Raw genomic sequence first — 21,717 nt, 5'->3', positions numbered from 1 at the left:
AAATGTAATATTGATGTCAGGAATCATTACCACTAAAACGCATAAAGCCAGCATTACGCTGGCTTTATCGTACTGTGAGGGGAGATTACAACGCTTTGGAGATGGCGTCGACACTCTCTTTCGCATCACCAAACAGCATCTGAGTGTTCTCCTTAAAGAACAATGGGTTCTGAACGCCAGCGTAACCAGTGTTCATAGAGCGTTTGAAGACAATCACATTTTGCGCATTCCACACTTCTAACACGGGCATGCCAGCGATCGGGCTGTTTGGATCTTCCAGCGCGGCTGGGTTCACCGTGTCGTTAGCACCGATGACAAGCACGGTATCGGTCTCTGAGAAATCGTCATTGATTTCATCCATTTCCAATACGATGTCGTAAGGAACTTTCGCTTCCGCGAGCAATACGTTCATGTGACCAGGTAGTCGGCCCGCAACAGGGTGAATACCAAATCGCACCTCCACACCTTGTGCACGAAGTTTTTCGGTAATTTCATGCACTGGGTACTGCGCTTGGGCAACGGCCATACCGTATCCTGGGGTGATGATCACAGACTTGGAGTTTTTCAGCATCTCGGCCACTTCTTCTGCTGTTGTCTCGCGGTGCTCACCTTGCTCAACATCTTCAGAAATCACCACTTCTTGACCAAAACCACCGGCGATCACACTAATGAACGAGCGGTTCATCGCTTTACACATGATGTAGGAGAGAATCGCACCGGAAGAGCCCACAAGCGCACCGGTGACGATCAAGAGATCGTTGGCGAGCATGAAACCGGCCGCTGCCGCTGCCCAACCTGAGTAAGAGTTGAGCATCGAAACCACCACAGGCATGTCCGCCCCACCGATGGACGCAACCAAGTGGTAACCAAACGCAAACGCAATCAACGTCATCACAAGCAGTGCGAACATACTGCCGTCAGCGTTGACGAAATGCACCATCAAAAGCGTTGATACCACAATCGCCGCAAGGTTCATTTTGTGCTTATGCGGCAGATTTAATGGTGAAGATGACACAATACCGCGCAGCTTACCAAATGCGACCACGGAACCTGTAAAGGTAACTGCACCAATGAAGACACCTAAGAACACCTCAACCAAGTGGATAACGTGCTCGGCATGCGTTGCTGCCTCTGGTGCGTCGAGGTAGCTGTTGTAGCCAACCAATACCGCCGCCATACCAACAAAACTGTGCAAAATCGCCACCAGTTCTGGCATTTCGGTCATTTCGACTTTCTTCGCATAGTGGATGCCGATACCCCCACCGATCACCATAGCAACGATGATCCACGCAAAGCCTTGCGATTCAGGACCAAAGATCGTGGCGATCAACGCGATCGACATACCAGCGATACCATAGTAGTTACCTGCGCGAGCAGACTCCTGCTTTGACAACCCGGCCAAACTTAAAATAAAGAATAATGCAGCAACAATGTAAGCTGCTTGTACTAATCCTGCAGACATCCTTGTTACTCCTTAGTCTTTACGGAACATTTCAAGCATACGCTTGGTGACGGTGAATCCACCGAAGATATTAATACTGGCAATCAACACAGCGATGAACGCCAAAAATGACACCACTCCGTTGCCTTGGCCTATTTGTAACAGAGCGCCGACAACAATAATGCCAGAAATTGCATTGGTCACCGACATCAGCGGAGTATGCAGAGCGTGAGTAACATTCCAAACCACGTAGTAGCCAACGACACATGCAAGAACAAACACTGTGAAATGTGACAAGAAGGCCGCTGGCGCGACAGAGGCTATCCATGCAAACGCACCGACACCCACAGCTAACGCCGCCAGTTTCTTCACTGGAGAAGTGGGCTCTTCAACTTTCGGCTCTGCTTTTACTGGCTGCGCTTTTTTCTGCTCTGGTTGAGCTGAGACTTTGATTGGTGGCGCAGGCCAAGTCACTTCACCCTCTTTAACTACAGTGACACCGCGGATAACAACATCATCAAAATCGATGGTGATGTTGCCATCTTTCTCTTTGCACAGCAGTTTGAGCAAGTTGACGAGGTTGGTTGAATAGAGCTGCGATGACTGTGTGGGCAATCGGCCGACCATATCGGTGTAGCCCACGACTTTGACACCATTGGCTGTTGTGATCACTTTGTCTGCTTCAGTGTATTCGCAGTTACCGCCGTTGGCCGCAGCCAAATCAACAATCACACTGCCCGCTTTCATGCTGTCGACCATCTCTTTGGTGATAAGCTTAGGTGCAGGGCGACCCGGGATCAGTGCGGTAGTGATGATGATGTCGACATCCTTCGCTTGCTCAGCGTAAAGCTCAGCCGCTTTTTTGTTAAACTCATCCGACATCTCTTTCGCATAACCATCGCCAGCGCCAGAATCTTCTTTGAAGTCGACTTCAAGGAACTCAGCGCCCATCGATTGCACTTGCTCTTTTACTTCTGGGCGCACGTCAAACGCACGAACGATCGCACCAAGACTGCCGGCTGCACCGATCGCAGCTAGACCAGCAACACCAGCACCAGCCACCAAAACTTTCGCTGGCGGCACCTTACCCGCGGCGGTAATTTGCCCAGTAAAGAATCGACCAAACTCATGCGCGGCTTCAACTACAGCACGATACCCGGCAATATTTGCCATTGATGAGAGCGCATCTAACGCTTGAGCACGTGAGATACGCGGCACAGCATCCATCGCCATAACATTAATGTTTTTGCTCGAAAGCTTCTCCATCAATTCTGGGTTTTGTGCTGGCCAAATAAAGCTAATCAGCGTGGCCCCTTCCTTAATCAAAGCCAACTCATCCAGCGTGTCATCGATAATCGGCGCATTGACCTTTAAAATGACGTCTGATTGCCACACGTCTTGCGTTGAGACGATGCTCGCCCCTGCGGCTTCAAACGCACCATTATCAAAACTGGCTTTCTCTCCTGCTCCTGATTCAACGGCAACGCTGAACCCCAATTTAATTAATTGCTCGACCGATTTGGGTGACGCAGCAACACGCGTCTCACCGGGGAGCGACTCTCTTGGCACACCAATCTGCATTAGCTATTCCTTGACTATTCGCAACACTGTTTGATTTGTTTTTATCCAACGTAAAAACAGACTGCAAGTCTTTTTAAAAACTTGCTGAAAAAATCATGAGTTATAACCGTTGGGAATGAAGGATTGTGCGTCTGAACGACAAAAAGGACAAGACAGAAACCATTGATAGGAGGTCAAACCAGTTGCGTCCAGTGCAAGCAAAAATTTCCTTTAAAACAACAAATTATCTTACTCACCAAAACAAAGAAGCCATCAGCATAACGGCTAATGGCTTCTTAGAGTATGATGTTCATCAAATTGAGGAGTTATCACAGCAAAATAATCAATCAGGCGCACTCTCTATGGGTTACTTTCCCATTACGCGTCTTATTACGTCACTGTTAACGAAAACTGTTAGCTGAAAATACTGTCACCCATTTGATCAATGAACATTTGTGATTTTTTCAGCATCAATTCATTGGCATCGTCTTTACTAGCGAGCACATCTGAGCGAATAAAACGGTGTGATAGGATCTCGCCCTCTTTTTCTTTCTCAATACGTCCTGCAATACGGTATTGACCGCCTTCTGCAATGGATTCTTGATAAATGAGATAACCTTTATATTCAACCGGCTCTACCGCGACGGCTTGTTGTGATTTTCCGCCACCAAATAGACGTGAAAACAATCCCATTTATAACTCCTTACTTACGACTTTTCATGGATACAATCGGTTTCTCAAACCATTCCAGCTCCAAGTCATCATCAAAACGTGGCTTGTTGATGATCACCGGAATCTCATCTTTACGATTTTTACGGCGGTCGTCAACGATCAGGCTCACAGCAGAAGAGACCGCTGTCTCAGCATACTCTTTTAATGCCACTAAACGTTCTTCTGGGAGTGCAGAGAGAAAGTCGACATCAAAACGGATGTAGACGGGCCTCAATTGGCTGAGCGCAAGACACGCTAAATCGGCCAATTGATCATGGTCGAATCTCTGAGTAAATTCTTCTCGCGCAAGCACGTGTCCAACTAAGGTTTCCATGTAATTGTGGACATCAACGCTAATCTGCATATCAATCACTCCTTTTCGTTATGCTTCTGGTATCAGTATGTGGAACATTACCTAAAATTGCCATGCAATAGAGTCATTTAGATATGATGGTGTTCAAACATTAAACATATGATCCAATTTGCTACTTAAGTTTAGTAAAAAGCTTGGATTTTCAGCAAATCAAAGTATTCTTATCTTTTGCTATTCAATATGTCTTTTTCTGTGGGTTTGGTTGTTGCATGTCACTGTCAGTAGTTTCCGCTAATTGGTTTCGGTTGTCGTTTCCGCTACTGCTACTGTTATTCATCGCGTCTGGTATGAACAATGTCATCACATTGACGCAAGCCAACCTGGATATCACCTCGAAACTGCCTTTTGTTCTGTTTATTTGTGCGATAGCGTTAGCGAACGCGTTCAAACAGAGCCGAATCGCCATGGTCGCCACGACCCTTCTGCTTGCCTACTGGTTGATACAGTCTCGACTACAATCTCCACTATCGACTGGCACGACGGTGCTTGAGTTGTCGTTGTTGGCCTTTTTGCTGCCTATTGCACTACTCAGTGTCTATCCCTACAAAGATTCGAGTTTAATGTCTCGCTCATTTGGGCTTTATTTGGTGACGCTGTCACTTATTATCGTCTGGTGCTACCTCGTATTGGCTCACTTTTACGATGGTGGTTTCGATGACATTAACTCAACGTTTTTATTTATCGAACCCGCCGTATCGCGAATCCCACTGATTCTTGTGCTTTACATGTTTGCCATCACTTTAAGTGGCGCGATATTGGTCATGGCAAAAAATCGCATTATCGATGTGGTAATATACTCATCAATACTGCTTGCATCTGTGACGTTTATCTTTTTCCATGTGCCCTTTATTTCGAGCACCATGTTCTCTCTTGCAGGCATATTGCTGCTGGTTTACTTACTGTCAGCCAGTTACGAAATGGCGTTTAACGATCGTTTGACCGATATCCCTGGACGATTGGCACTTGAGTCAGACTTAAAACACCTAGGTCGAAAATTTACGATTGCCATGCTCGATATTGATCACTTTAAGTCGTTCAATGACACCTATGGCCATGACACCGGCGACGATGTGCTGCGCTTAGTCGCCAGTAAACTTCAGCAAGTCGGCGGTAGAGCGCGAGTGTATCGCTACGGCGGTGAGGAGTTCACCGTCATTTTTAAAGGTCGGTATGCCGAACAGGTAAAAGAGCATCTTGAGGCGTTACGAGTGTCGATTGAAGAGTACGAAATGATGTTGCGCGATCAATCTGCGCGGCCAAAAGACAACAAACAAGGGACAAAACAGCGCGGTTCGGCGAAAAACCCAGACTCGGTAAGCGTGACCATCAGTATTGGTGTCTGCGACAGCCAGGAAACACGCAAAGTCTCTCAAGTGATTAAAGAAGCGGACAACGCTTTATATAAAGCGAAAAAGGCCGGGCGTAACCGAGTCGCTTACGCATAATAAACCCAATACGCGTAAATCAAGTGCAACATGAATAAAGAGTGCATAAATGAAGAGTGCAACCAGCGCTCACACAATCACGTATCGATTTCGGCCAGACGCCTTGGCTTGGTACAAAGCTTTATCCACTTTCTCAAATACCGACTCCAATGTCTCCTTTCCGCTAGGAACAAAGGAATAGACACCTTGTGACACGGTCACGTTTTGATGAATGGGTGAAGATTCGTGAGCGATATCCAACGCTTCAACGGTATTGTGGATCCGCTGCGCATCTTGCTCAACCTTGTTTTCATCGGTATAGCCGAGCAGCACAATGAACTCTTCCCCACCATAACGCCCCACCACTTCGCCATTGCGAACAAACAGGCCCGACAATGCACTCGCAAGGGCAACAAGGCACTTGTCGCCTTCGATGTGACCGTACGTGTCGTTGTAGAGTTTAAAGTGGTCTACATCCAGCAGTATGAACCCGAGGGGCAGATGATGGCGACCATGAAACGCAATCAGCTCACGAGTTTTTTCATCGATTGAGCGACGGTTTGCGACTTTAGTAAGGCCATCTTCTGTCGCCAACTTTTCAAGCAGACGATTGGCCTCTTCAAGGGCGGCGGATTTCTTTTTATATTCACGGCGCATGGCAGCGATGCGCTGCATGGCAATCAACTTAGAGTTAAGAACGATCTTATCCACGGGCTTGATCAAGTAGTCATCGCCGCCAGCTTCAATGGCTTTAGCGATGATCGCCGGCTCATCGTGACCACTTAGGAAAATGATCGGTACCCACTCTTCATACAGATCACGAATTCGAGATGAAACTTCAAAGCCGTTCATATCCGGCATGCTGATATCGAGCAGTACCAAATCAGGTTCAAAGGTGGGATAAATATCCAAAGCACCGGCGCCAGAATCCGCCATTTCGACCGTATGGCCAAGCTGCTTAAGTCGAATGGCTAGCTGCATGCGTTCCATTTGCACGTCATCCACTAGCAAGATTTTCATCGAAGAACCTGCTTTATCCACGCTAACTACCTTGATTTAATTCATGAATATCGTAATCCGTTGTCTAAAAGCATACCTTACCACCCCATGTTCAGCCAACTTATGTTGACTTTTATACGGTTTTTTTTACGATAACGCCCTAATTTTAGTAATTAAAGAGAGCATCCTTATGTCTGACGAGAATCAAGCAGAACAAGCTGTCGTAGACCTGTCCACCGTTTCCGCTGAACTTCGTCAAGTGATTGAGTTTGATGGCGTACCAGAAGCTATGCACACCATGGTCGTCTCAATTCATGAAGTATCGGAAGAAGCCGTGCGCGAATCTTGGGAACAACTGCCAAACAGTGCGCAAAATGTTCTCGATAACTTTGAGCAGTTCCATGCGCTTGTGTCGGTAAGCCAAGCGTTTGCTGGGCTTAACGTAATGGAAGAGTTTCCAACGCTTAATCTGCCCAAAGAGATGACAGATGAGCAAAAAGAAGAGTACCGTGCTCAGCTTCTCGACCAAGTCCTGCACAACTGTGTGAAAGATATGGTTAAGCAAATTAAAAAAGCACGCCGCGACCCTATTCTTAAACGCGACTTTACGGATGTCTTTGCGAAGTAATGATCGCAACACAACCGTTTTGTTGAAAAAGCGCCGCAAGGCGCTTTTTTAATGGCTACCTGTCACCGTGGGCAAGCGCAATGTCTTTTTGAGTCACGCTCACGCCTTTGATCTGGGCGTATACCGTCATCCCAGGTGTTAAATTCAACTCATCTTTGGCCCACTGAGTAATGGTCGCTTTGAGGGTTCGTCTTTCATCTAGGCGCAAATAGACCGTCACACTTTGCCGTTGATCACCATGACGCACCTCTTCCAATTGATCAATCGTAACTTTAAGGCTATTACGAATCGACGTTCGCTTTGGCGGCTCTAGAGCCAAAGAGACATCATTGGCGCGAATTTGCAGCCGTACTAAGTCGTCTTCACTGACGTTGATTTTTTGCACCCAGAGCGAATGCGCAGGCGTTAAACTCACCTCAGTCAACGCATAGTGGTGATTGTGGCGCAGGACACGAGCCTCGAACAGCGAGCTTTGCTCCGAAAACGAGTGCCACGGGCGCATGACGTCTGAAGACCAGACCGCCTCAATATTATCGCAAGCCACCACCCGACCGTCATCGATCACCACCAGTTGATTAGCCAGACGCAATACTTCATTCAAGCTGTGGGAAACATAAAGAATAGGCACGTCGATATCGGCAGCAAGCTGCTCAAGATACGGCATCACTTCGCGCTTTCTCGGCATGTCCAATGACGCAAGCGGCTCATCCATCAGGAGTATGTCTGGCTTGCGCAGCAATGCTCGTCCTATTGCGACGCGCTGCTTTTCTCCCCCAGACAACGCTTTAGGGTAACGACTCAACAGCGCGCCGAGATCGAGCGTGTCCACCACCTTGTCAAAATGTGCCTTATCATCCCCCTTCACGCCATACAGCAAGTTGCCTTCAACGCGATAATGGGGAAATAAGCGGGCTTCTTGAAACACGTAACCCACATTGCGCTGATGCACCGGGACGTTGATCTTATTTTGTGAGCAAAACAACACACGGTCATTGAGTTGAATCCGCCCTTCTAGGGGCGTATGAAGGCCAGCGACAGAATGAATCAAACTGGTTTTGCCCGCCCCCGAACGGCCAAAGATGGCGGTAATGCCGCGATTGGGCAACGCAAGGTCGATATCAAACGTTTGATCACCGAGTCGGGTGCGGTACTGAACGTTCAGCGCGTGCGAATTCGTCATTGCCCTAGCCTTTTTTGACTGACTCGGCTTAACCAGCCAGAAATAAACAGAGAGAGTAACGCAATCGCAATTGAGATGAGGCACAGCCTCATTGCCGCATACTCTGCGCCCGGGGTCTCGATAAAGGTGTACATCGCCAAAGGAATGGTTTGCGTTTCGCCAGGAATGTTGGAGACAAAACTGATGGTGGCACCAAATTCACCTAAGCTGCGCGCAAAGGCGAGCATCGTACCGGTAATAATGCCCGGTAAGGTTAAAGGCAGTGTAATGGTGGTAAAGATTTTCAACGGGGAAGCACCCAATGTGGCCGCTGCCTCTTCAAGGCGTGGGTCAATGGACTCTAGACTCAAACGAACCGACCTGACCATCAATGGTAGAGAGACAATCATGCACGCGATTACCGCGCCTTTCCAACTGAAGGCGAAGACCAGCCCCCAATGCTCAAACAGATACTGACCAAGCCAGCCTTGGCGACCAAGGGAAATCAGCAGCAAATAGCCAATCACAACAGGGGGTAACACCAGTGGTAGGTGGATGAGGCTATCTAACACGCTACGTCCGAAAAACGACTTTCTAGCCAGCAACCACGCCAACAAGATACCAAGGGGGATCAGCCATAGCACCGCCACCCCCGCTATTTTCAAACTGAGTGATAAGGCTTGAATCTCGTAATCACTGAGCATCACTGACTAAAAATCCGTATTGTGTAAACAGCGCTCTTGGGTCACGCGTTTGCAAGTAATCAAGAAATTCGTTCGCCGTGACATTGTCACTCACAACAGCAGCAGGATATTGAATCGGGTCGTGGCTACGCTCCGAAAGCGTGGCTACCACTGTCACCTTCTCTGATTGCATCGCATCGGTTTTATAGACAATCCCTAATGGCGTTTCACCTCGCTCCACTAACGCCAGAGCAGCACGTACACTTTTACTCGGCGCGAGCGACATCTCTACGCTCTGCCAGACGCCAAGCCAAGTCAGCGCTTGTTTCGCATAGATACCAGCGGGAACCGTGTCGGTTTGCCCCACCGCGAGTCTTTGCCCGTTTAGCGCTTGTTGCCAAGATTGAACGTCCCCGACAGCCAAAGCGATCTGCTTCTTGGCAATGACGACGAGTTGGTTTGCCGCTATCTGTTTCACCTGGTGTGGTTCTACACTGCCATTGTCGATCAAATATTGCACCCACTGATGGTTCGCTGAAATAAACACGTCTGCGGGTGCGCCATAGGCAATTTGCCGCGCTAGGGACGAAGAGCCACCAAACACGGTGATCACCGAGACATCACGCTGCTGCTCGAATTCATTCACGAGCTCTGAGACCACATTGGTCATCGACGCGGCGGCATAAACCGTGAGTTTGTCTTGCGCATGAGCGTGAAAAGCAAGGCCTAACCACATAGCGAAGAAAAGTGAAAATCGTTGTTTCATTGTTTGTTCTGTGTCTCTAGTTCTGGCCAGAGTAAATCCAGTTTCAAATGCTGCTCGATGGCATCAGCAATACGATCGATGGCATCAAGTTGGCGCGCATTATGGTCTATCGCGCCGATCTCCTCACCGGTTGCCCAACGCATAATCAGCGTCGTCGCCTCGGCCGAGTTAAAGATACCATGTAAATAGGTCCCAAAGACTTGATTACACTCACTCAACGCGCCATCTCTCTCGCCCGAACTGAGCATAATGGGCGATACATCTGTGGTTTGAGTGCGACCAGCATGAATCTCATAGCCTGATACAGGCACCGTGCTGCCATTTAATGAGAGTTGGCCATGCACATTCGTTAGCGTTTTTGAGTCGGTGATCACCGTTTGAGTCTGCAAGTACCCCAGCCCTGCTGTGCTGCCTGCGTCACTTTCTAACCCCAAAGGATCATCAATGTACTGACCCAGCATTTGGTATCCACCACAAATGCCAATCACTTTGCCGCCTAAACGAAGATGACGCTGGATATCGCGATCCCATCCCTGACTGCGCAAGTAGGTAAGATCGCTGCGGACCGATTTTGAGCCCGGCAAAATAATGACGTCTGCTCCCAACAGCGACTCCCCCTTACCTACGTATCTAAGGTGAATGTCTGGGTTGCTTCTTAACGCATCAAAGTCGGTGTGATTGCTGATCCGAGTAAACACTGGCACCGCAACCTGAATCTTCGCGCTCGAATTGAGCGATTGCTGAGTATTGATGGCATCTTCCGCCTCTAACTCAAACCCGTGCAGATACGGCAACACGCCGATGACAGGCTTGCCGGTTTTTTCTTCCAGCCAATCAAGGCCAGGTTCGAGCAGTGAAATATCACCACGAAAGCGATTAATAATAAATCCTTTGACTCGCTGCTGCTCGCTCTCTGATAGCAGGGCCAGAGTGCCGTATAAGTGAGCAAACACGCCGCCCCGATCAATATCGGCGACAATCACGACTGGCACATCTGCCTCCTCAGCAAAGCCCATATTGGCGATATCATTCTCACGTAGATTGATTTCTGCTGGGCTACCAGCGCCTTCGATCATAATCGAATCATAGTGTTCGGTCAGTTGACTAAACGAGTCCATCACAAAAGGCAGCGCTAACTGTTTGTAGTTCTGATAACCACACGCTTCCATATTGCTCAGTGCTTTACCTTGCACGATCACCTGTGCGCCAGTATCGGAATTGGGCTTAAGTAACACTGGATTCATATGTACACTAGGCTCAACACCGGCGGCTAAAGCTTGAACCGCTTGGGCGCGACCAATTTCACCACCGTCAGCGGTCACGGCGCTGTTTAACGCCATATTCTGTGGTTTAAATGGGGCAACTCGCACACCGCGGCGAGCCAACACTCGGCAAAGACCTGCCACGACAACGCTTTTTCCTGCGTCAGAGGTTGTACCCTGTACCATTAGGGCTTGAAGAGGCGTTTTCATATAAAGAAAAAACTACAATAAATCCATCCGTTATGTTGGCTGACGATACCACTCCCACCTTGCAATCGCTAATGTTTCGATAAAAAAGCCCGAGGTGGTAATACCTCGGGCTCTCAATCATTCTGCGAATTAGAACGCCGCTTCAATCGTGCTACCAAACTGCTTGGCTAGGAAGGCTTTCGTTTCTTGCGATTGGAAGATCTCGACGAACTGCTGATACTCAGGTTTAGTCTCTTCCCCTTTACGGGTCGCGATGACCATAACAGCGAGCGGGGCATCGGTCGATTCGAGATAAATACTCTGTTTCTGCGGATCAAGCCCTGATGACATCACATAGTTCATCGTGATTGCCGCAGCATCGACATCATCCAGAGTTCTGGGTAACTGCGCCGCATCGACCTCGATGAATTCGAACTGTTTAGGGTTGTCCACAACATCAGTGAGCATTGCCGCATATCCAACGCCCTCTTTCAGGGTGATCACTCCCGCATCAGCAAGCAATAATAGACCGCGACCACCATTAGTCGGATCGTTTGGTATCGCGATACGCGCTTTCTCTGGCAACGCATCTAAAGTGCGGTATTTATTTGAGTAAAGTCCCATACGCATGAGGATTGAACGGCCGATTGAGACAAGTTCTGTACCATGATTTTGATTAAAACTGTCTAAAAATGGTTGATGTTGATAACTATTGATATCGATACTGCCATCATCAAGCGCCGCGTTTGGTGTGACATAATCCGAAAACTCGATCACTTGCACCTTTAACCCATGCTGCTCGGCTTGTTTTGCTACCGCCTCGACAACCTGGGCGTGCGGGCCAACCGTCGCTCCAACTTTAATCACTGACTCTTCTTTTTCGCCGCACCCGGTAAGTCCGACTACCGTGATGAATGCTAGCAACGACACCTTACTGACTAACTTCATATTTCCCTCTCATTGTTAATAAAAGCCTTTTAGATGGCTAGAGCTCCACTGTATGCTTTCTATATAAAAAATCAATCAATTCAATTCGTAGGCGACAAATCATTTTAAATCATCAATAATGACACCCACCTCAAATGGCTGGCTTAAAACTTGCTAATATTTTTTCATTAGGCAAAAACGCCAAGCCAATGTGGCGCTTAGACGGAAAATTGACAATGTCGGAGACTGTTTTGAAAAAAATCCTACTTACCAGCGCGCTGGCTCTTGCGGCGACATCAGCACAAGCGAATAACTTCAGCTACAACTACTTTGAAGTGCGTGTAGGCGCCAATCCCTCGACATTAGGCGGTGAGTTTACCACTCTATTCACGGAAAACTCCCATTTGATCATTCGCGCCGATTCTCAGTTTGATGGCGATTATGACGTTGCCGGTGGTATCGGTTTTAATGGACCAGTAACACAATTTGCGGATGTGTATGGTCAAATGCTACTTCACCAAACAAAATATGTGGCAGGTGATAGCGACACGCAGATTGAAATGAACATTGGCGGTCGTCTTTGGTTGACTGAACAAGTCGAAGCGACGATGCGATTAGGCCGTTTGGATGATTCCTCTGTCTTTCACGCCGGACTTCGTTTTCACTCTACTCAGCAGATGTCGCTATCAGCCGAGACAAGAAACAACGGACTCTATGGTCCACAATTGACGATGAGCGTTCGTTTTCAGTACTGATGATCGTGCTGCTCTGATGTGAAAAAAGCGCCGTCTTGGCGCTTTTTAGTTCCACGGTTTTAGTATCCCTGTTTTAGTAACCTTATCTTAGTTAAAACGGTTAGCGAACAATCAACTCACGTGGAATCAACTCAATACCCGGATCGTAACGTTTTGCCGACGCGTTAAGTGCCAACGCCAACGCGCTGTCTGAAATCATTTCAAATTGCTGAGGCAAAGAGTTCACTTTAAAGGGAAGGAAATCAAGCAGACGATTATCACCAAAGGTCCCCAGTTTGATGCCTTTGACCAACTCTGGTTGCTCGAGAAATACGTCTAATACCCCTTCCAACAATGTATACGAGGTGGTCACAATCGCATTGGGAAGCTCATCGTTGGCCAGCCAAGTACGCATCACCTTTTTCGCGTCAATACGGTTAAAGTGGTCACCATAGCCAATCACTACACTACAACCTCGCTCTTCTGCCGCCGTCTTAAAACCCAACTCACGCTCTTTAGAGATATTGAGGTCTGGAAGTGCACCAATTAAGCCAATAGTTGTGACGGCGTCACTAATTACGGAGTGAGTGAGCTCATTCGCCGCGCCAAAGTCTTCGCTGATCACGCATGAAAAAAACTCATCGTCTAAGGGACGGTCAATCGCGATAACCGGCGTGCCCTTATTTTGAATGTCGAGATAAAATTCATTGGCATCTGGCATCGCGCTCGCCACAAACAGCCCATCGACCTTACGACTGATCAACGCATTGACGACATTTTTTTCCGTATCAGCGTCATCATCCGAACAGGCGATCAATATTTGATAGCCTGCTTTTCGAGAACTTTGTTCGAGAAGTTTTGCAAGCTTGGCATAACTGGTGTTTTCTAAATCAGGGATCACCAACCCAAACGATCGACTTTGTCCTGCGCGCAGCGTACTGGCAGCAAGATCCGGGCGATAGTTATGCTCTTCCACCACCGCCATCACTTTACGTTGTGTCTTTTCGCTGATCCGATATTTTTGTGCTTTACCGTTAATCACATAGCTTGCGGTTGTCTTGGACACACCGGCCAATTGGGCTACTTCATCTAGTGTCATATCTCTACCTTAATCTGTGCGCACGATCATAATAATTCATCAAAGATCTATCGCTGAGTTGAATTATAAGCTGAAACGTTTCAGTATAAAAGCTGAAAGGATTCAGCAAAGAATAAAACAAGAGTAAGGTCACTATTTTCAACCAAGTTGAACAGTATTGAGGCGGGAACCTCATAGATATTACTCCATTCTTTGCTAAAACTTTTTTGTGGCGCGAATTTGCTGAATCGATTCACTAAAGTGGTTGCTGGTCTCAAGCTATACTGACTGCCCAGTAAACAGATGAAAGTAAATAGCGAGAAGAGACAACAGAAGTTGCACTCCGCGCCCACAGACTGAGAACGAACTGTATGACTTTTATGCTGGAGAAGCGCCATGCTCAAGCTCACCAAAACTGATATCACCCTATCGCAACAGGCGGATGATAAATTTGCCGCTATTCAAAACATTGCATCGACACTTGCGAATAAAGGCTTAGTCGACGCGCAGTACGTCGAGGGCATGCTCAATCGCGAGAAACAAAACTCGACGTTTTTAGGCAACGGCATAGCCATCCCACACGGCACCACCGACACCCGTCACATGGTCAAAGAGACAGGCGTTGCGATTCACCACTTCCCTGACGGTGTAGAATGGGGTGACAGTAACCGTGTCTACGTCGCCATTGGTATTGCGGCAAAATCGGACGAACACTTGGGCATTCTTAAGCAATTGACCAAAGTACTGAGCGCTGACGGCGTTGAAGAACGCCTAAAATCGGTAAAAACCGCGGATGAAATCGTCGCACTCCTGAATGGAGATGTTCAGTTAGAAGTGGATCTCGACGCGTCGTTAGTTCAAGTGGGCTTTCCAGCCAGTGATATGGTCCAGCTCAGCGCTGTCGCTTCTGGTTTGCTCAAAAATACCGGATGCGCAAACCACGATTTTGTTGCCGATATCGTATCAAAAACACCCACCCACCTTGGTCAAGGGCTTTGGTTAGTCGGCAGCGAAAAAGGTGTTCAGCGTAGCGGTGTCTCTTTTGTTTCCACGGCGAATCAATGCCAATTTGATGGTGAAAACGTCAAAGCATTGATCACCTTTGCAGCGTGCAACAATGCACACCAAGCAATCTTAGAAAACCTGACGCAGTTGATTTTTGAACAAAAACACACCTCATTGCTTGATGGCAGTGGCGAACAAGTCATCGCGCTACTCAAAGGCGAACAAGCAGAGCAAGCCAGCGCTGATGGCAATACCGCAGTCTTCAAAATTCGAAACGCACATGGTTTACATGCAAGACCGGGCGCGATGTTGGTGGCGGAAGCGAAAAAGTTCGAGTCGAACATTCGCGTTGCAAACCTTGATGGCGACGGCAAAGCCGTTAACGCGAAAAGCCTAATGAAAGTGATTGCGCTTGGTGTTAAACACGGTCACCAGCTGCAATTCACCGCAGAAGGGGCAGATGCACCTCAGGCACTGGAAGCCATTGGCAGCGCGATTCAATCTGGCCTTGGTGAAGGTTAAGGGGCGACCATGTCTGAGATTGCAACCAATAAAGTCGTGACCATCACGTTGAATCCAGCGCTCGATCTGACCGGTAGTCTGGATACCCTCAATGTGGGTAGCGTGAGTCTTGTCAAAGAGAGCAACCTAAGAGCGGCGGGCAAAGGGGTCAACGTCGCTATGGTCCTACGCGATTTAGGTGCTGACGTCACTGTCACGGGTTTTTTAGGTAAAGATAACCCTGAACTGTTCCACCAACTGTTTTCAAACATCGGTGTGACGGATCGCTTTGTCGAAGTTGACGGCTCCACTCGTATCAACGTCAAGTTGGTGGAGAAAAATGGCGAGGTCAGCGACATCAATTTTCCTGGCGTCGAAGTAAACGATGCTCAAATCGCGCAATTTGAGCGAGTTCTGCACGAACTGGCGAACGATCATGACTACTTTGTCTTTGCTGGCAGCCTACCCGGTGGTGTCACACCGGCTCAGTGCGCAGCATGGATCGCGCAGTTGCGTGAACGTGGCAAAAAAGTCCTGTTTGACAGCAGTAAAGCCGCACTTGCCGCAGGGCTTGATGCCAAACCTTGGCTTATCAAACCTAACGAGGAAGAGTTAGGCGATTTCCTAGGTCAAACACTGGATACGCGAGAAGCGTGCCAAAACGCGGCACAAACCCTGTCTAACAAAGGCATCGACAACATTGTCGTTTCAATGGGCGCTGACGGTGTGATGTGGTTGCACGACGATCAATGGCTCCACGCCAAGCCGCCAAGAATGCAAGTGGTCAGCACAGTAGGCGCCGGCGATACGTTAGTCGCGGGTCTATGTTGGGGCCACATGCAACAGATGCCAAAAACCGAATTACTCCAATTTGCCACAGCCCTCTCTGCACTTGCAGTGAGTCAAGTCGGCGTTGGTGTGACCAGCCAACAAGAGCTGGATCAAATTAAGCTTAATACTCAAGTTAATGAGCTTGCCTAAGCGAATCCGTTCGCCAAAACGTAGAAGCAAACTAAGGAACAGAAGGTTATCATTATGAATATTGCCATCATTACTGCCTGCCCGAGCGGCGTGGCAAATAGCATTCTTGCTGCTGGACTGTTAGAAAAAGCAGCGAAGAAACTTGCATGGAACGCGACCATTGAATGCCAATCAAGCGTTGTCGACACCACTGTGCTCTCACAAGCGGACATCGATCAAGCGGATGTGATCGTCATTGCGGCGAATACTGAAGTTGACGACGCGCGCTTTGTCGGCAAAAAAGTGTTCCGCAGTGACATCAGCGCGGTGACCAAAGACGCCGTTGCATTCCTTGAGCAAGCAGCTAGCCAAGCACAACCCCTTTCCAGTGCGACACAATCGGTTGCTGCAGCTCCAGCCACCTCTTCTGCGAAGAAGATTGTGGCCATCACAGCGTGCCCAACAGGCGTGGCGCACACCTTTATGGCTGCTGAAGCACTCGAAGAAGAAGGCAAACGTCGTGGTCACCAAATCAAAGTAGAAACTCGCGGTTCGGTCGGTGCGAAAAACCAACTCACAGACCAAGAAATTGCTGATGCAGACTTGGTGATCATCGCCGCGGACATCGAAGTGCCACTGGATCGTTTCAACGGCAAAAAAATGTACCGTACTAAAACCGGTCCTGCTCTGAAGAAAACCGCCGAAGAGATGGATAAAGCCTTTGAGCAAGCGACGGTTTACCAACATTCTGGCTCAGCTAATCAATCTTCTGCTCAAGATGAGAAGAAAGGGGCCTACAAACACCTAATGACCGGTGTATCACACATGCTCCCTGTCGTAGTTGCAGGTGGTTTGATTATCGCGCTCTCTTTTGTCTTTGGTATTGAAGCATTTAAAGAAGAAGGCACGCTCGCCGCAGCCTTGATGACCATAGGTGGTGGTTCAGCATTCGCGCTCATGATCCCAGTGCTCGCCGGTTACATCGCCTTTTCTATTGCGGATCGTCCAGGACTGGCACCGGGCCTTGTCGGTGGTATGCTCGCAAGCTCAACAGGCGCAGGCTTCCTTGGTGGTATCGCCGCAGGTTTCATCGCTGGTTATGCCGCGAAATTCCTTGCAGATAAAGTACAACTTCCGCAATCGATGGAAGCACTCAAACCCATTTTGATCATCCCGTTTGTCGCGACCCTCTTTACTGGTTTGGTCATGATCTACATCGTCGGTGGTCCTGTTTCCGGCATTATGAACGGTCTAACAGACTTCCTAAACAACATGGGCTCTGACAGCGCAGTACTTCTCGGAATTATCCTTGGCGCGATGATGTGTTTCGACTTAGGTGGTCCAGTCAACAAAGCAGCGTACGCGTTTGGTGTTGGCCTATTGGCATCACAAACTTACGCACCGATGGCAGCCATCATGGCGGCGGGCATGGTACCGGCTCTGGGCATGGGTTTGGCGACCTTTATCGCGAAAAACAAATTTGAGAAAAGCGAGCAAGAAGCGGGCAAAGCCTCTTTCGTACTTGGCCTATGCTTTATCTCGGAAGGTGCGATTCCTTTTGCAGCAAAAGATCCAATGCGCGTTATCCCAGCGTGTATGGCAGGCGGCGCGTTAACCGGTGCTCTGTCTATGCTGTTTGGCGCTAAACTGATGGCACCACACGGTGGTCTGTTCGTTCTTCTTATCCCGAACGCGATTACTCCAGTCGTCATGTATCTTGTCGCTATCGCAGCGGGTACAGCAGTAACAGGCTTTGGTTACGCGTTCCTAAAAGCACGCAGTGACGCAAAACAAGTTCAAGCACAAGCATAACACCCCCCAACCTTTTATTAGGTCTATGCTTAATCTGCTCAGCGCTCCTCTCCGGGGCGCTTTTTTATCGCTTAGAGCGGCGCAATCAAATAACTCTATTGATATAAAACCCAATACCAAAGAAAAACATTGGAACGGGTGTTAAGCTCAATAGAATCCCACCATCTTCACAGTATTGCATATCCCCCTGGGGTAAACTTTTCGATGAATAAATCCAGAAGATGACTCTAGACGCAATGCGCTACTACTCTCCGACCAAACTTTTGTTGCAATTTATCCTCGTGTTTAGCGCACTCTCTGTTGTCCCTGCGATTTATTTCTATGAGCGACTTGATGATCTCGAGACTCGTACTGCACAACAAGTCGCCATGATTGAGCAAGCCAAAGTCAATTACGCGGTGGCAGAGCTTGGTGCCATCAATCAAAAAATTCAACTCTCTGTTGTGGAACTGGCCAACAATGGCCTACTGCACCGTGCTATCGACTCTCCCTCTCCGCTCTCACGAAGTATAATTGAAGACTTTTGGGCCCTCGTCGCTCGAACCCAAGGCTACTACTCGCAACTGCGTTATTTGGACATCCATGGCCAAGAAAAAATTCGTATCAACCACAATGGTCGTACAACCCATATCGTTGAAGATGAATTTTTGCAAGATAAATCCGGGCGCAACTATTTTTCTTATGCGCAGAGCTTGGAAGACGGCCAACTGGGGGTGTATGGCATTGATCTCGAGATTGAGCACGGTAAATACGCACGCCCGTACACGCCGGCGCTGCGCGTGATCGTGCCCGTTGCGACTTCTGGCGTCCGACAAGGCTACTTCATCGCGAATCTCAATCTGTCGATGATTTATGACGAGTTGGCGTATCGAGACAACAGCGGTTCGAAGCCCATCGTTGCTAATGCAAACGGCTTTTATGTGCTGTCTCCCGATACAGCAACGCTGTTTGGTGATCTGCTCCCCGGCCGAGCCCAGCATTCTGTCGCCAATGACTTCCCATTGCTATGGCGACAGCAAGCGATAAACGCCTCAGGAACAGTGCACGAGTCTAATGCTTGGCTGACCTATCAAACCATCGATTTTACCCTCGGTCAGCATACTCAATCGCTTTTGCTCTTCGTGACTATGCCTGCCCAGCAGGCTAACCAGATCAGTCGCGCCGAACGCTTCGAGCTATTTGTTCAGTTGTGTTCTGTCTCGGCGGTGATTTTTCTGATTGCCCTATCCTTTGTCATTTGGAATGACAATCACCACAAAAACAGCTTGGAAAGCAAAATTGCCCGCGCGGCGATAAACGGTATGTCTGCTCTGATGATCACAGATAAAGACAATCGGATTATCAAGGTGAATGACGAGCTCTGCCGGATTAGTGGTTACACCTTTGAAGAGGTCAAAGGTCAACAGCCGTCGATGTTTGCCTCCGGAGAACATACGCAAAAGTTCTATCGTGAGATGTGGGAGTCTATTCATACAAGGGGAATTTGGCAGGGAGAAATCATCAATCGACGCAAAGATGCCACCCTTATCACTGAGTTGCTGCGCATCCAAACGGTCAAGAATCACGATGGCAAAATTCAGTTCTATGTCGCCTCATTTGTCGATATCTCCGAATTGAAGGCATTGGAACAGCAACTGCGCCGATTGAGTGAAAAAGACGCCCTCACATCGCAATGGAACCGACGCAAGTTTGATATTGAATTGCAAAGCCTATGCATGCGTGTGAAGCGTTATCCGGAAGAGGAACAGGCAGCGCTCTGTTTATTCGACATCGACCATTTTAAGCAGGTTAACGACCAGTACGGTCACGATGTCGGTGATCACGTGATTAAAAGCGTGGCGCAGTTATTGAAAGGTGAGTTAAGAGAAACGGATTTGCTCGCCCGTGTCGGTGGTGAAGAGTTTGCTGTCATCATGCCTAACACCTCGGTTGAAGAAGCGGAAGCCGTCTCCAATCGCATACGCAATGTGGTTGAACAACACTCTATGCATAACGTGACGTTAAGTGGCGGTGTCAGTGATGTCTGCGCGAATCCAAGTCAGACCTACAAACGCACCGATATGGCGCTTTACGACTCTAAATATCTGGGCAGAAATCGTATTTCCGTGATCAAAAGTGATCAGGTGCAAGCCTTCGTCTAAATTGGTGCAAGATTATTTTGTTCACGCACCACGATAGCGCAGATAAACGCCCTATCGAGCGCTATACTTAGGTAACACCATCACCTTCGGGTTGGCTCGGTTCTTGATACCCCAGTAGTACCCCCGCACTATTATGGAGAATAGTATGCAAGACGCTCTCACGGTCATTCTCGCTGGAGGAATGGGCTCTCGTCTTAGCCCCCTCACGGACGATCGCGCAAAACCTGCCGTTCCTTTTGGCGGAAAGTACCGTATTATTGATTTCACCCTAACCAATTGCCTACACTCTGGACTTCGGAAAATCCTCGTCCTTACCCAGTACAAGTCTCACTCATTACAAAAACATCTACGAGATGGCTGGTCTATTTTTAACCCTGAACTTGGCGAGTACATCACCGCCGTTCCACCTCAAATGCGCGGTGGTGGTAAATGGTATGAAGGCACCGCTGATGCAATCTACCATAATCTATGGCTTTTGAGCCGCAGCGATGCCAAATATGTCATCGTCTTGTCGGGCGATCACATCTATCGCATGGATTACGCGGAGATGCTCAAAGAACATATTGATAAGAACGCGAAGCTGACGATTGCCTGTATGGACGTCCCGCGCAGTGAAGCGTCAGCCTTTGGCTGTGTCTCTGTGGGCGAAAGCGGCCGCATCGACGATTTTATTGAAAAGCCGCAAGATCCGCCATCACTGCCGGGCAATGATACGCGTAGTCTTGTGTCGATGGGCATTTATATCTTCGATATGAAAACCCTGACCCGCTCTCTAGAAGCGGATGCCAAAGATAGCCACTCTTCACACGATTTTGGCAAAGACGTCATTCCAAAACTCATCCAAGAGCAAGGCGTCTACGCTTATAACTTCTGCAACGACAAAGGTCGAGTTGACAGAGACTGCTACTGGCGAGATGTGGGTACCATCGACTCCTTCTATCAGGCCAATATGGATCTACTCGAACCCGTTCCCCCAATGAACCTCTATCAGGCAAACTGGCCAATTCGCACTTACGAGTCCCAGTTTCCTCCGGCACGGACCGTCTCCTCAGCCACAGGCAATGAGGGTATTTTCATTAATTCCATTATTGCCAATGGCGTGATCAACTCCGGTGGCTCAGTGCATCATTCCATTATCTCGCCCAACGTGCGTATTAACGACGGCGCCACCATCGCTGGCAGCATCTTGTTTGATGATGTTGAAGTGGGTGAAGGCTGCCGCTTGGTCAACTGCATCGTTGATAAGCACGTCCGAATCCCCGCCAACACAGAAATCGGCGTCGATGCGAAAGAAGATGCCAAGCGCTTTAAGATTTCCTCAGACGGCATCGTGGTGGTGCCAGAGAGTTACAGTTTTTCGTAAA

20 protein-coding genes are annotated in these 21,717 nt (G+C 48.5%); 9 read left to right on the top strand and 11 right to left on the bottom strand.

The window, feature by feature from the left end; all coding sequences use genetic code 11:
* Positions 1-85: 85 nt before the first annotated feature.
* Positions 86-1,462 carry a Re/Si-specific NAD(P)(+) transhydrogenase subunit beta gene (gene pntB / locus AC6R0L_RS03655; protein ID WP_334551882.1) on the bottom strand — a complete coding sequence of 459 codons (1,377 nt, stop codon included), beginning with the start codon at positions 1,460-1,462 and terminating at the stop codon, positions 86-88.
* 12 nt (positions 1,463-1,474) lie between these two features.
* A complete protein-coding gene (pntA, locus tag AC6R0L_RS03650) occupies positions 1,475-3,022 on the bottom strand; it encodes a Re/Si-specific NAD(P)(+) transhydrogenase subunit alpha (protein WP_334551883.1) in 1,548 nt (515 codons plus the stop codon).
* A 125-nt stretch (positions 3,023-3,147) separates the two neighbouring features.
* Between pntA and AC6R0L_RS03645 the strand changes: the two genes are divergently transcribed.
* Positions 3,148-3,423, top strand: coding sequence for a hypothetical protein (locus AC6R0L_RS03645; protein ID WP_487901494.1), 276 nt, complete (start codon positions 3,148-3,150; stop codon positions 3,421-3,423).
* Here AC6R0L_RS03645 and AC6R0L_RS03640 read toward each other — a convergent pair.
* Positions 3,416-3,694 (bottom strand): HlyU family transcriptional regulator, encoded by a 279-nt coding sequence (locus AC6R0L_RS03640; RefSeq protein ID WP_487901493.1) that lies wholly within the window; start codon positions 3,692-3,694, stop codon positions 3,416-3,418. The two genes, AC6R0L_RS03645 and AC6R0L_RS03640, sit on opposite strands and share 8 nt — an antisense overlap.
* 10 nt (positions 3,695-3,704) lie before the next feature.
* Positions 3,705-4,076 (bottom strand): late competence development ComFB family protein, encoded by a 372-nt coding sequence (locus AC6R0L_RS03635; protein WP_334551886.1) that lies wholly within the window; start codon positions 4,074-4,076, stop codon positions 3,705-3,707.
* A gap of 218 nt (positions 4,077-4,294) precedes the next feature.
* Between AC6R0L_RS03635 and AC6R0L_RS03630 the strand changes: the two genes are divergently transcribed.
* On the top strand, positions 4,295-5,530 hold the full coding sequence (locus AC6R0L_RS03630) for a GGDEF domain-containing protein (protein WP_500628263.1): 1,236 nt from the start codon (positions 4,295-4,297) through the stop codon (positions 5,528-5,530).
* Positions 5,531-5,599: 69 nt separating this feature from the next.
* Here the strand turns inward: AC6R0L_RS03630 and AC6R0L_RS03625 are convergent, their stop codons facing one another.
* Complete coding sequence (locus AC6R0L_RS03625; protein WP_487901543.1) at positions 5,600-6,529, bottom strand: GGDEF domain-containing response regulator; 930 nt, start codon at positions 6,527-6,529, stop codon at positions 5,600-5,602.
* A gap of 169 nt (positions 6,530-6,698) precedes the next feature.
* Here AC6R0L_RS03625 and AC6R0L_RS03620 point away from each other — a divergent pair, with 169 nt between their 5' ends.
* Positions 6,699-7,136, top strand: a complete 438-nt coding sequence (locus AC6R0L_RS03620; protein WP_500628262.1) for a DUF3069 domain-containing protein — start codon at positions 6,699-6,701, stop codon at positions 7,134-7,136.
* Between the two features lie 55 nt (positions 7,137-7,191).
* Here the strand turns inward: AC6R0L_RS03620 and modC are convergent, their stop codons facing one another.
* The 5 genes from modC to AC6R0L_RS03595 all read right to left on the bottom strand — a co-directional run bounded on the left by modC (position 7,192) and on the right by AC6R0L_RS03595 (position 12,143).
* Positions 7,192-8,316 (bottom strand): molybdenum ABC transporter ATP-binding protein ModC, encoded by a 1,125-nt coding sequence (gene modC, locus AC6R0L_RS03615; protein ID WP_500628261.1) that lies wholly within the window; start codon positions 8,314-8,316, stop codon positions 7,192-7,194.
* Positions 8,313-8,999, bottom strand: coding sequence for a molybdate ABC transporter permease subunit (modB, locus tag AC6R0L_RS03610; protein WP_500627185.1), 687 nt, complete (start codon positions 8,997-8,999; stop codon positions 8,313-8,315). Before modB ends, modC begins: the two co-directional genes overlap by 4 nt.
* On the bottom strand, positions 8,989-9,744 hold the full coding sequence (modA, locus tag AC6R0L_RS03605; protein WP_500628260.1) for a molybdate ABC transporter substrate-binding protein: 756 nt from the start codon (positions 9,742-9,744) through the stop codon (positions 8,989-8,991). Before modA ends, modB begins: the two co-directional genes overlap by 11 nt.
* Positions 9,741-11,216 carry a cobyric acid synthase gene (locus tag AC6R0L_RS03600; protein ID WP_500628259.1) on the bottom strand — a complete coding sequence of 492 codons (1,476 nt, stop codon included), beginning with the start codon at positions 11,214-11,216 and terminating at the stop codon, positions 9,741-9,743. The genes modA and AC6R0L_RS03600 overlap by 4 nt, the downstream gene beginning before the upstream one ends.
* A gap of 129 nt (positions 11,217-11,345) precedes the next feature.
* On the bottom strand, positions 11,346-12,143 hold the full coding sequence (locus AC6R0L_RS03595) for a MetQ/NlpA family ABC transporter substrate-binding protein (RefSeq protein ID WP_500627188.1): 798 nt from the start codon (positions 12,141-12,143) through the stop codon (positions 11,346-11,348).
* A gap of 215 nt (positions 12,144-12,358) precedes the next feature.
* Between AC6R0L_RS03595 and AC6R0L_RS03590 the strand changes: the two genes are divergently transcribed.
* Positions 12,359-12,877 carry a hypothetical protein gene (locus AC6R0L_RS03590; RefSeq protein ID WP_487901486.1) on the top strand — a complete coding sequence of 173 codons (519 nt, stop codon included), beginning with the start codon at positions 12,359-12,361 and terminating at the stop codon, positions 12,875-12,877.
* A gap of 100 nt (positions 12,878-12,977) precedes the next feature.
* Here AC6R0L_RS03590 and cra read toward each other — a convergent pair whose 3' ends face one another.
* Entirely contained in the window at positions 12,978-13,955 is a 978-nt protein-coding gene (gene cra / locus AC6R0L_RS03585) for a catabolite repressor/activator (RefSeq protein ID WP_500628258.1), read from the bottom strand.
* A gap of 375 nt (positions 13,956-14,330) precedes the next feature.
* Between cra and fruB the strand changes: the two genes are divergently transcribed.
* The 5 genes from fruB (at position 14,331) to glgC (ending at position 21,716) form a co-directional block, all read left to right on the top strand.
* The gene (gene fruB / locus AC6R0L_RS03580) at positions 14,331-15,461 is read left to right on the top strand and encodes a fused PTS fructose transporter subunit IIA/HPr protein (protein WP_500628257.1); all 1,131 of its coding nucleotides are present in this window, start codon (positions 14,331-14,333) and stop codon (positions 15,459-15,461) included.
* Positions 15,462-15,470: 9 nt separating this feature from the next.
* Positions 15,471-16,421, top strand: a complete 951-nt coding sequence (pfkB, locus tag AC6R0L_RS03575) for a 1-phosphofructokinase (RefSeq protein ID WP_487901483.1) — start codon at positions 15,471-15,473, stop codon at positions 16,419-16,421.
* A 54-nt stretch (positions 16,422-16,475) separates the two neighbouring features.
* Positions 16,476-18,212 carry a PTS fructose transporter subunit IIBC gene (gene fruA, locus AC6R0L_RS03570; protein ID WP_487901482.1) on the top strand — a complete coding sequence of 579 codons (1,737 nt, stop codon included), beginning with the start codon at positions 16,476-16,478 and terminating at the stop codon, positions 18,210-18,212.
* A gap of 221 nt (positions 18,213-18,433) precedes the next feature.
* Complete coding sequence (locus tag AC6R0L_RS03565; protein WP_500628256.1) at positions 18,434-20,353, top strand: GGDEF domain-containing protein; 1,920 nt, start codon at positions 18,434-18,436, stop codon at positions 20,351-20,353.
* A gap of 145 nt (positions 20,354-20,498) precedes the next feature.
* Positions 20,499-21,716, top strand: coding sequence for a glucose-1-phosphate adenylyltransferase (gene glgC / locus AC6R0L_RS03560; protein WP_500628255.1), 1,218 nt, complete (start codon positions 20,499-20,501; stop codon positions 21,714-21,716).
* Position 21,717 lies beyond the last annotated feature (1 nt).

The organism is Vibrio sp. R15-SG3-ISO1A, assembly GCF_059833955.1.
This window is presented reverse-complemented; position numbering and strand designations above follow the sequence as displayed.

Excerpts from the sequence above, each read along its gene's own strand:
- pntB (WP_334551882.1), bottom strand. The coding sequence starts at position 1,462 with ATGTCTGCAGGATTAGTACAAGCAGCTTACATTGTTGCTGCATTATTC.
- pntA (WP_334551883.1), bottom strand. The coding sequence starts at position 3,022 with ATGCAGATTGGTGTGCCAAGAGAGTCGCTCCCCGGTGAGACGCGTGTT.
- AC6R0L_RS03640 (WP_487901493.1), bottom strand. The coding sequence starts at position 3,694 with ATGGGATTGTTTTCACGTCTATTTGGTGGCGGAAAATCACAACAAGCC.
- AC6R0L_RS03635 (WP_334551886.1), bottom strand. The coding sequence starts at position 4,076 with ATGCAGATTAGCGTTGATGTCCACAATTACATGGAAACCTTAGTTGGA.
- AC6R0L_RS03630 (WP_500628263.1), top strand. The coding sequence starts at position 4,295 with ATGTCACTGTCAGTAGTTTCCGCTAATTGGTTTCGGTTGTCGTTTCCG.
- AC6R0L_RS03625 (WP_487901543.1), bottom strand. The coding sequence starts at position 6,529 with ATGAAAATCTTGCTAGTGGATGACGTGCAAATGGAACGCATGCAGCTA.
- AC6R0L_RS03620 (WP_500628262.1), top strand. The coding sequence starts at position 6,699 with ATGTCTGACGAGAATCAAGCAGAACAAGCTGTCGTAGACCTGTCCACC.
- modC (WP_500628261.1), bottom strand. The coding sequence starts at position 8,316 with ATGACGAATTCGCACGCGCTGAACGTTCAGTACCGCACCCGACTCGGT.
- modB (WP_500627185.1), bottom strand. The coding sequence starts at position 8,999 with ATGCTCAGTGATTACGAGATTCAAGCCTTATCACTCAGTTTGAAAATA.
- modA (WP_500628260.1), bottom strand. The coding sequence starts at position 9,744 with ATGAAACAACGATTTTCACTTTTCTTCGCTATGTGGTTAGGCCTTGCT.
- AC6R0L_RS03600 (WP_500628259.1), bottom strand. The coding sequence starts at position 11,216 with ATGAAAACGCCTCTTCAAGCCCTAATGGTACAGGGTACAACCTCTGAC.
- AC6R0L_RS03595 (WP_500627188.1), bottom strand. The coding sequence starts at position 12,143 with ATGAAGTTAGTCAGTAAGGTGTCGTTGCTAGCATTCATCACGGTAGTC.
- AC6R0L_RS03590 (WP_487901486.1), top strand. The coding sequence starts at position 12,359 with ATGTCGGAGACTGTTTTGAAAAAAATCCTACTTACCAGCGCGCTGGCT.
- cra (WP_500628258.1), bottom strand. The coding sequence starts at position 13,955 with ATGACACTAGATGAAGTAGCCCAATTGGCCGGTGTGTCCAAGACAACC.
- fruB (WP_500628257.1), top strand. The coding sequence starts at position 14,331 with ATGCTCAAGCTCACCAAAACTGATATCACCCTATCGCAACAGGCGGAT.
- pfkB (WP_487901483.1), top strand. The coding sequence starts at position 15,471 with ATGTCTGAGATTGCAACCAATAAAGTCGTGACCATCACGTTGAATCCA.
- fruA (WP_487901482.1), top strand. The coding sequence starts at position 16,476 with ATGAATATTGCCATCATTACTGCCTGCCCGAGCGGCGTGGCAAATAGC.
- AC6R0L_RS03565 (WP_500628256.1), top strand. The coding sequence starts at position 18,434 with ATGACTCTAGACGCAATGCGCTACTACTCTCCGACCAAACTTTTGTTG.
- glgC (WP_500628255.1), top strand. The coding sequence starts at position 20,499 with ATGCAAGACGCTCTCACGGTCATTCTCGCTGGAGGAATGGGCTCTCGT.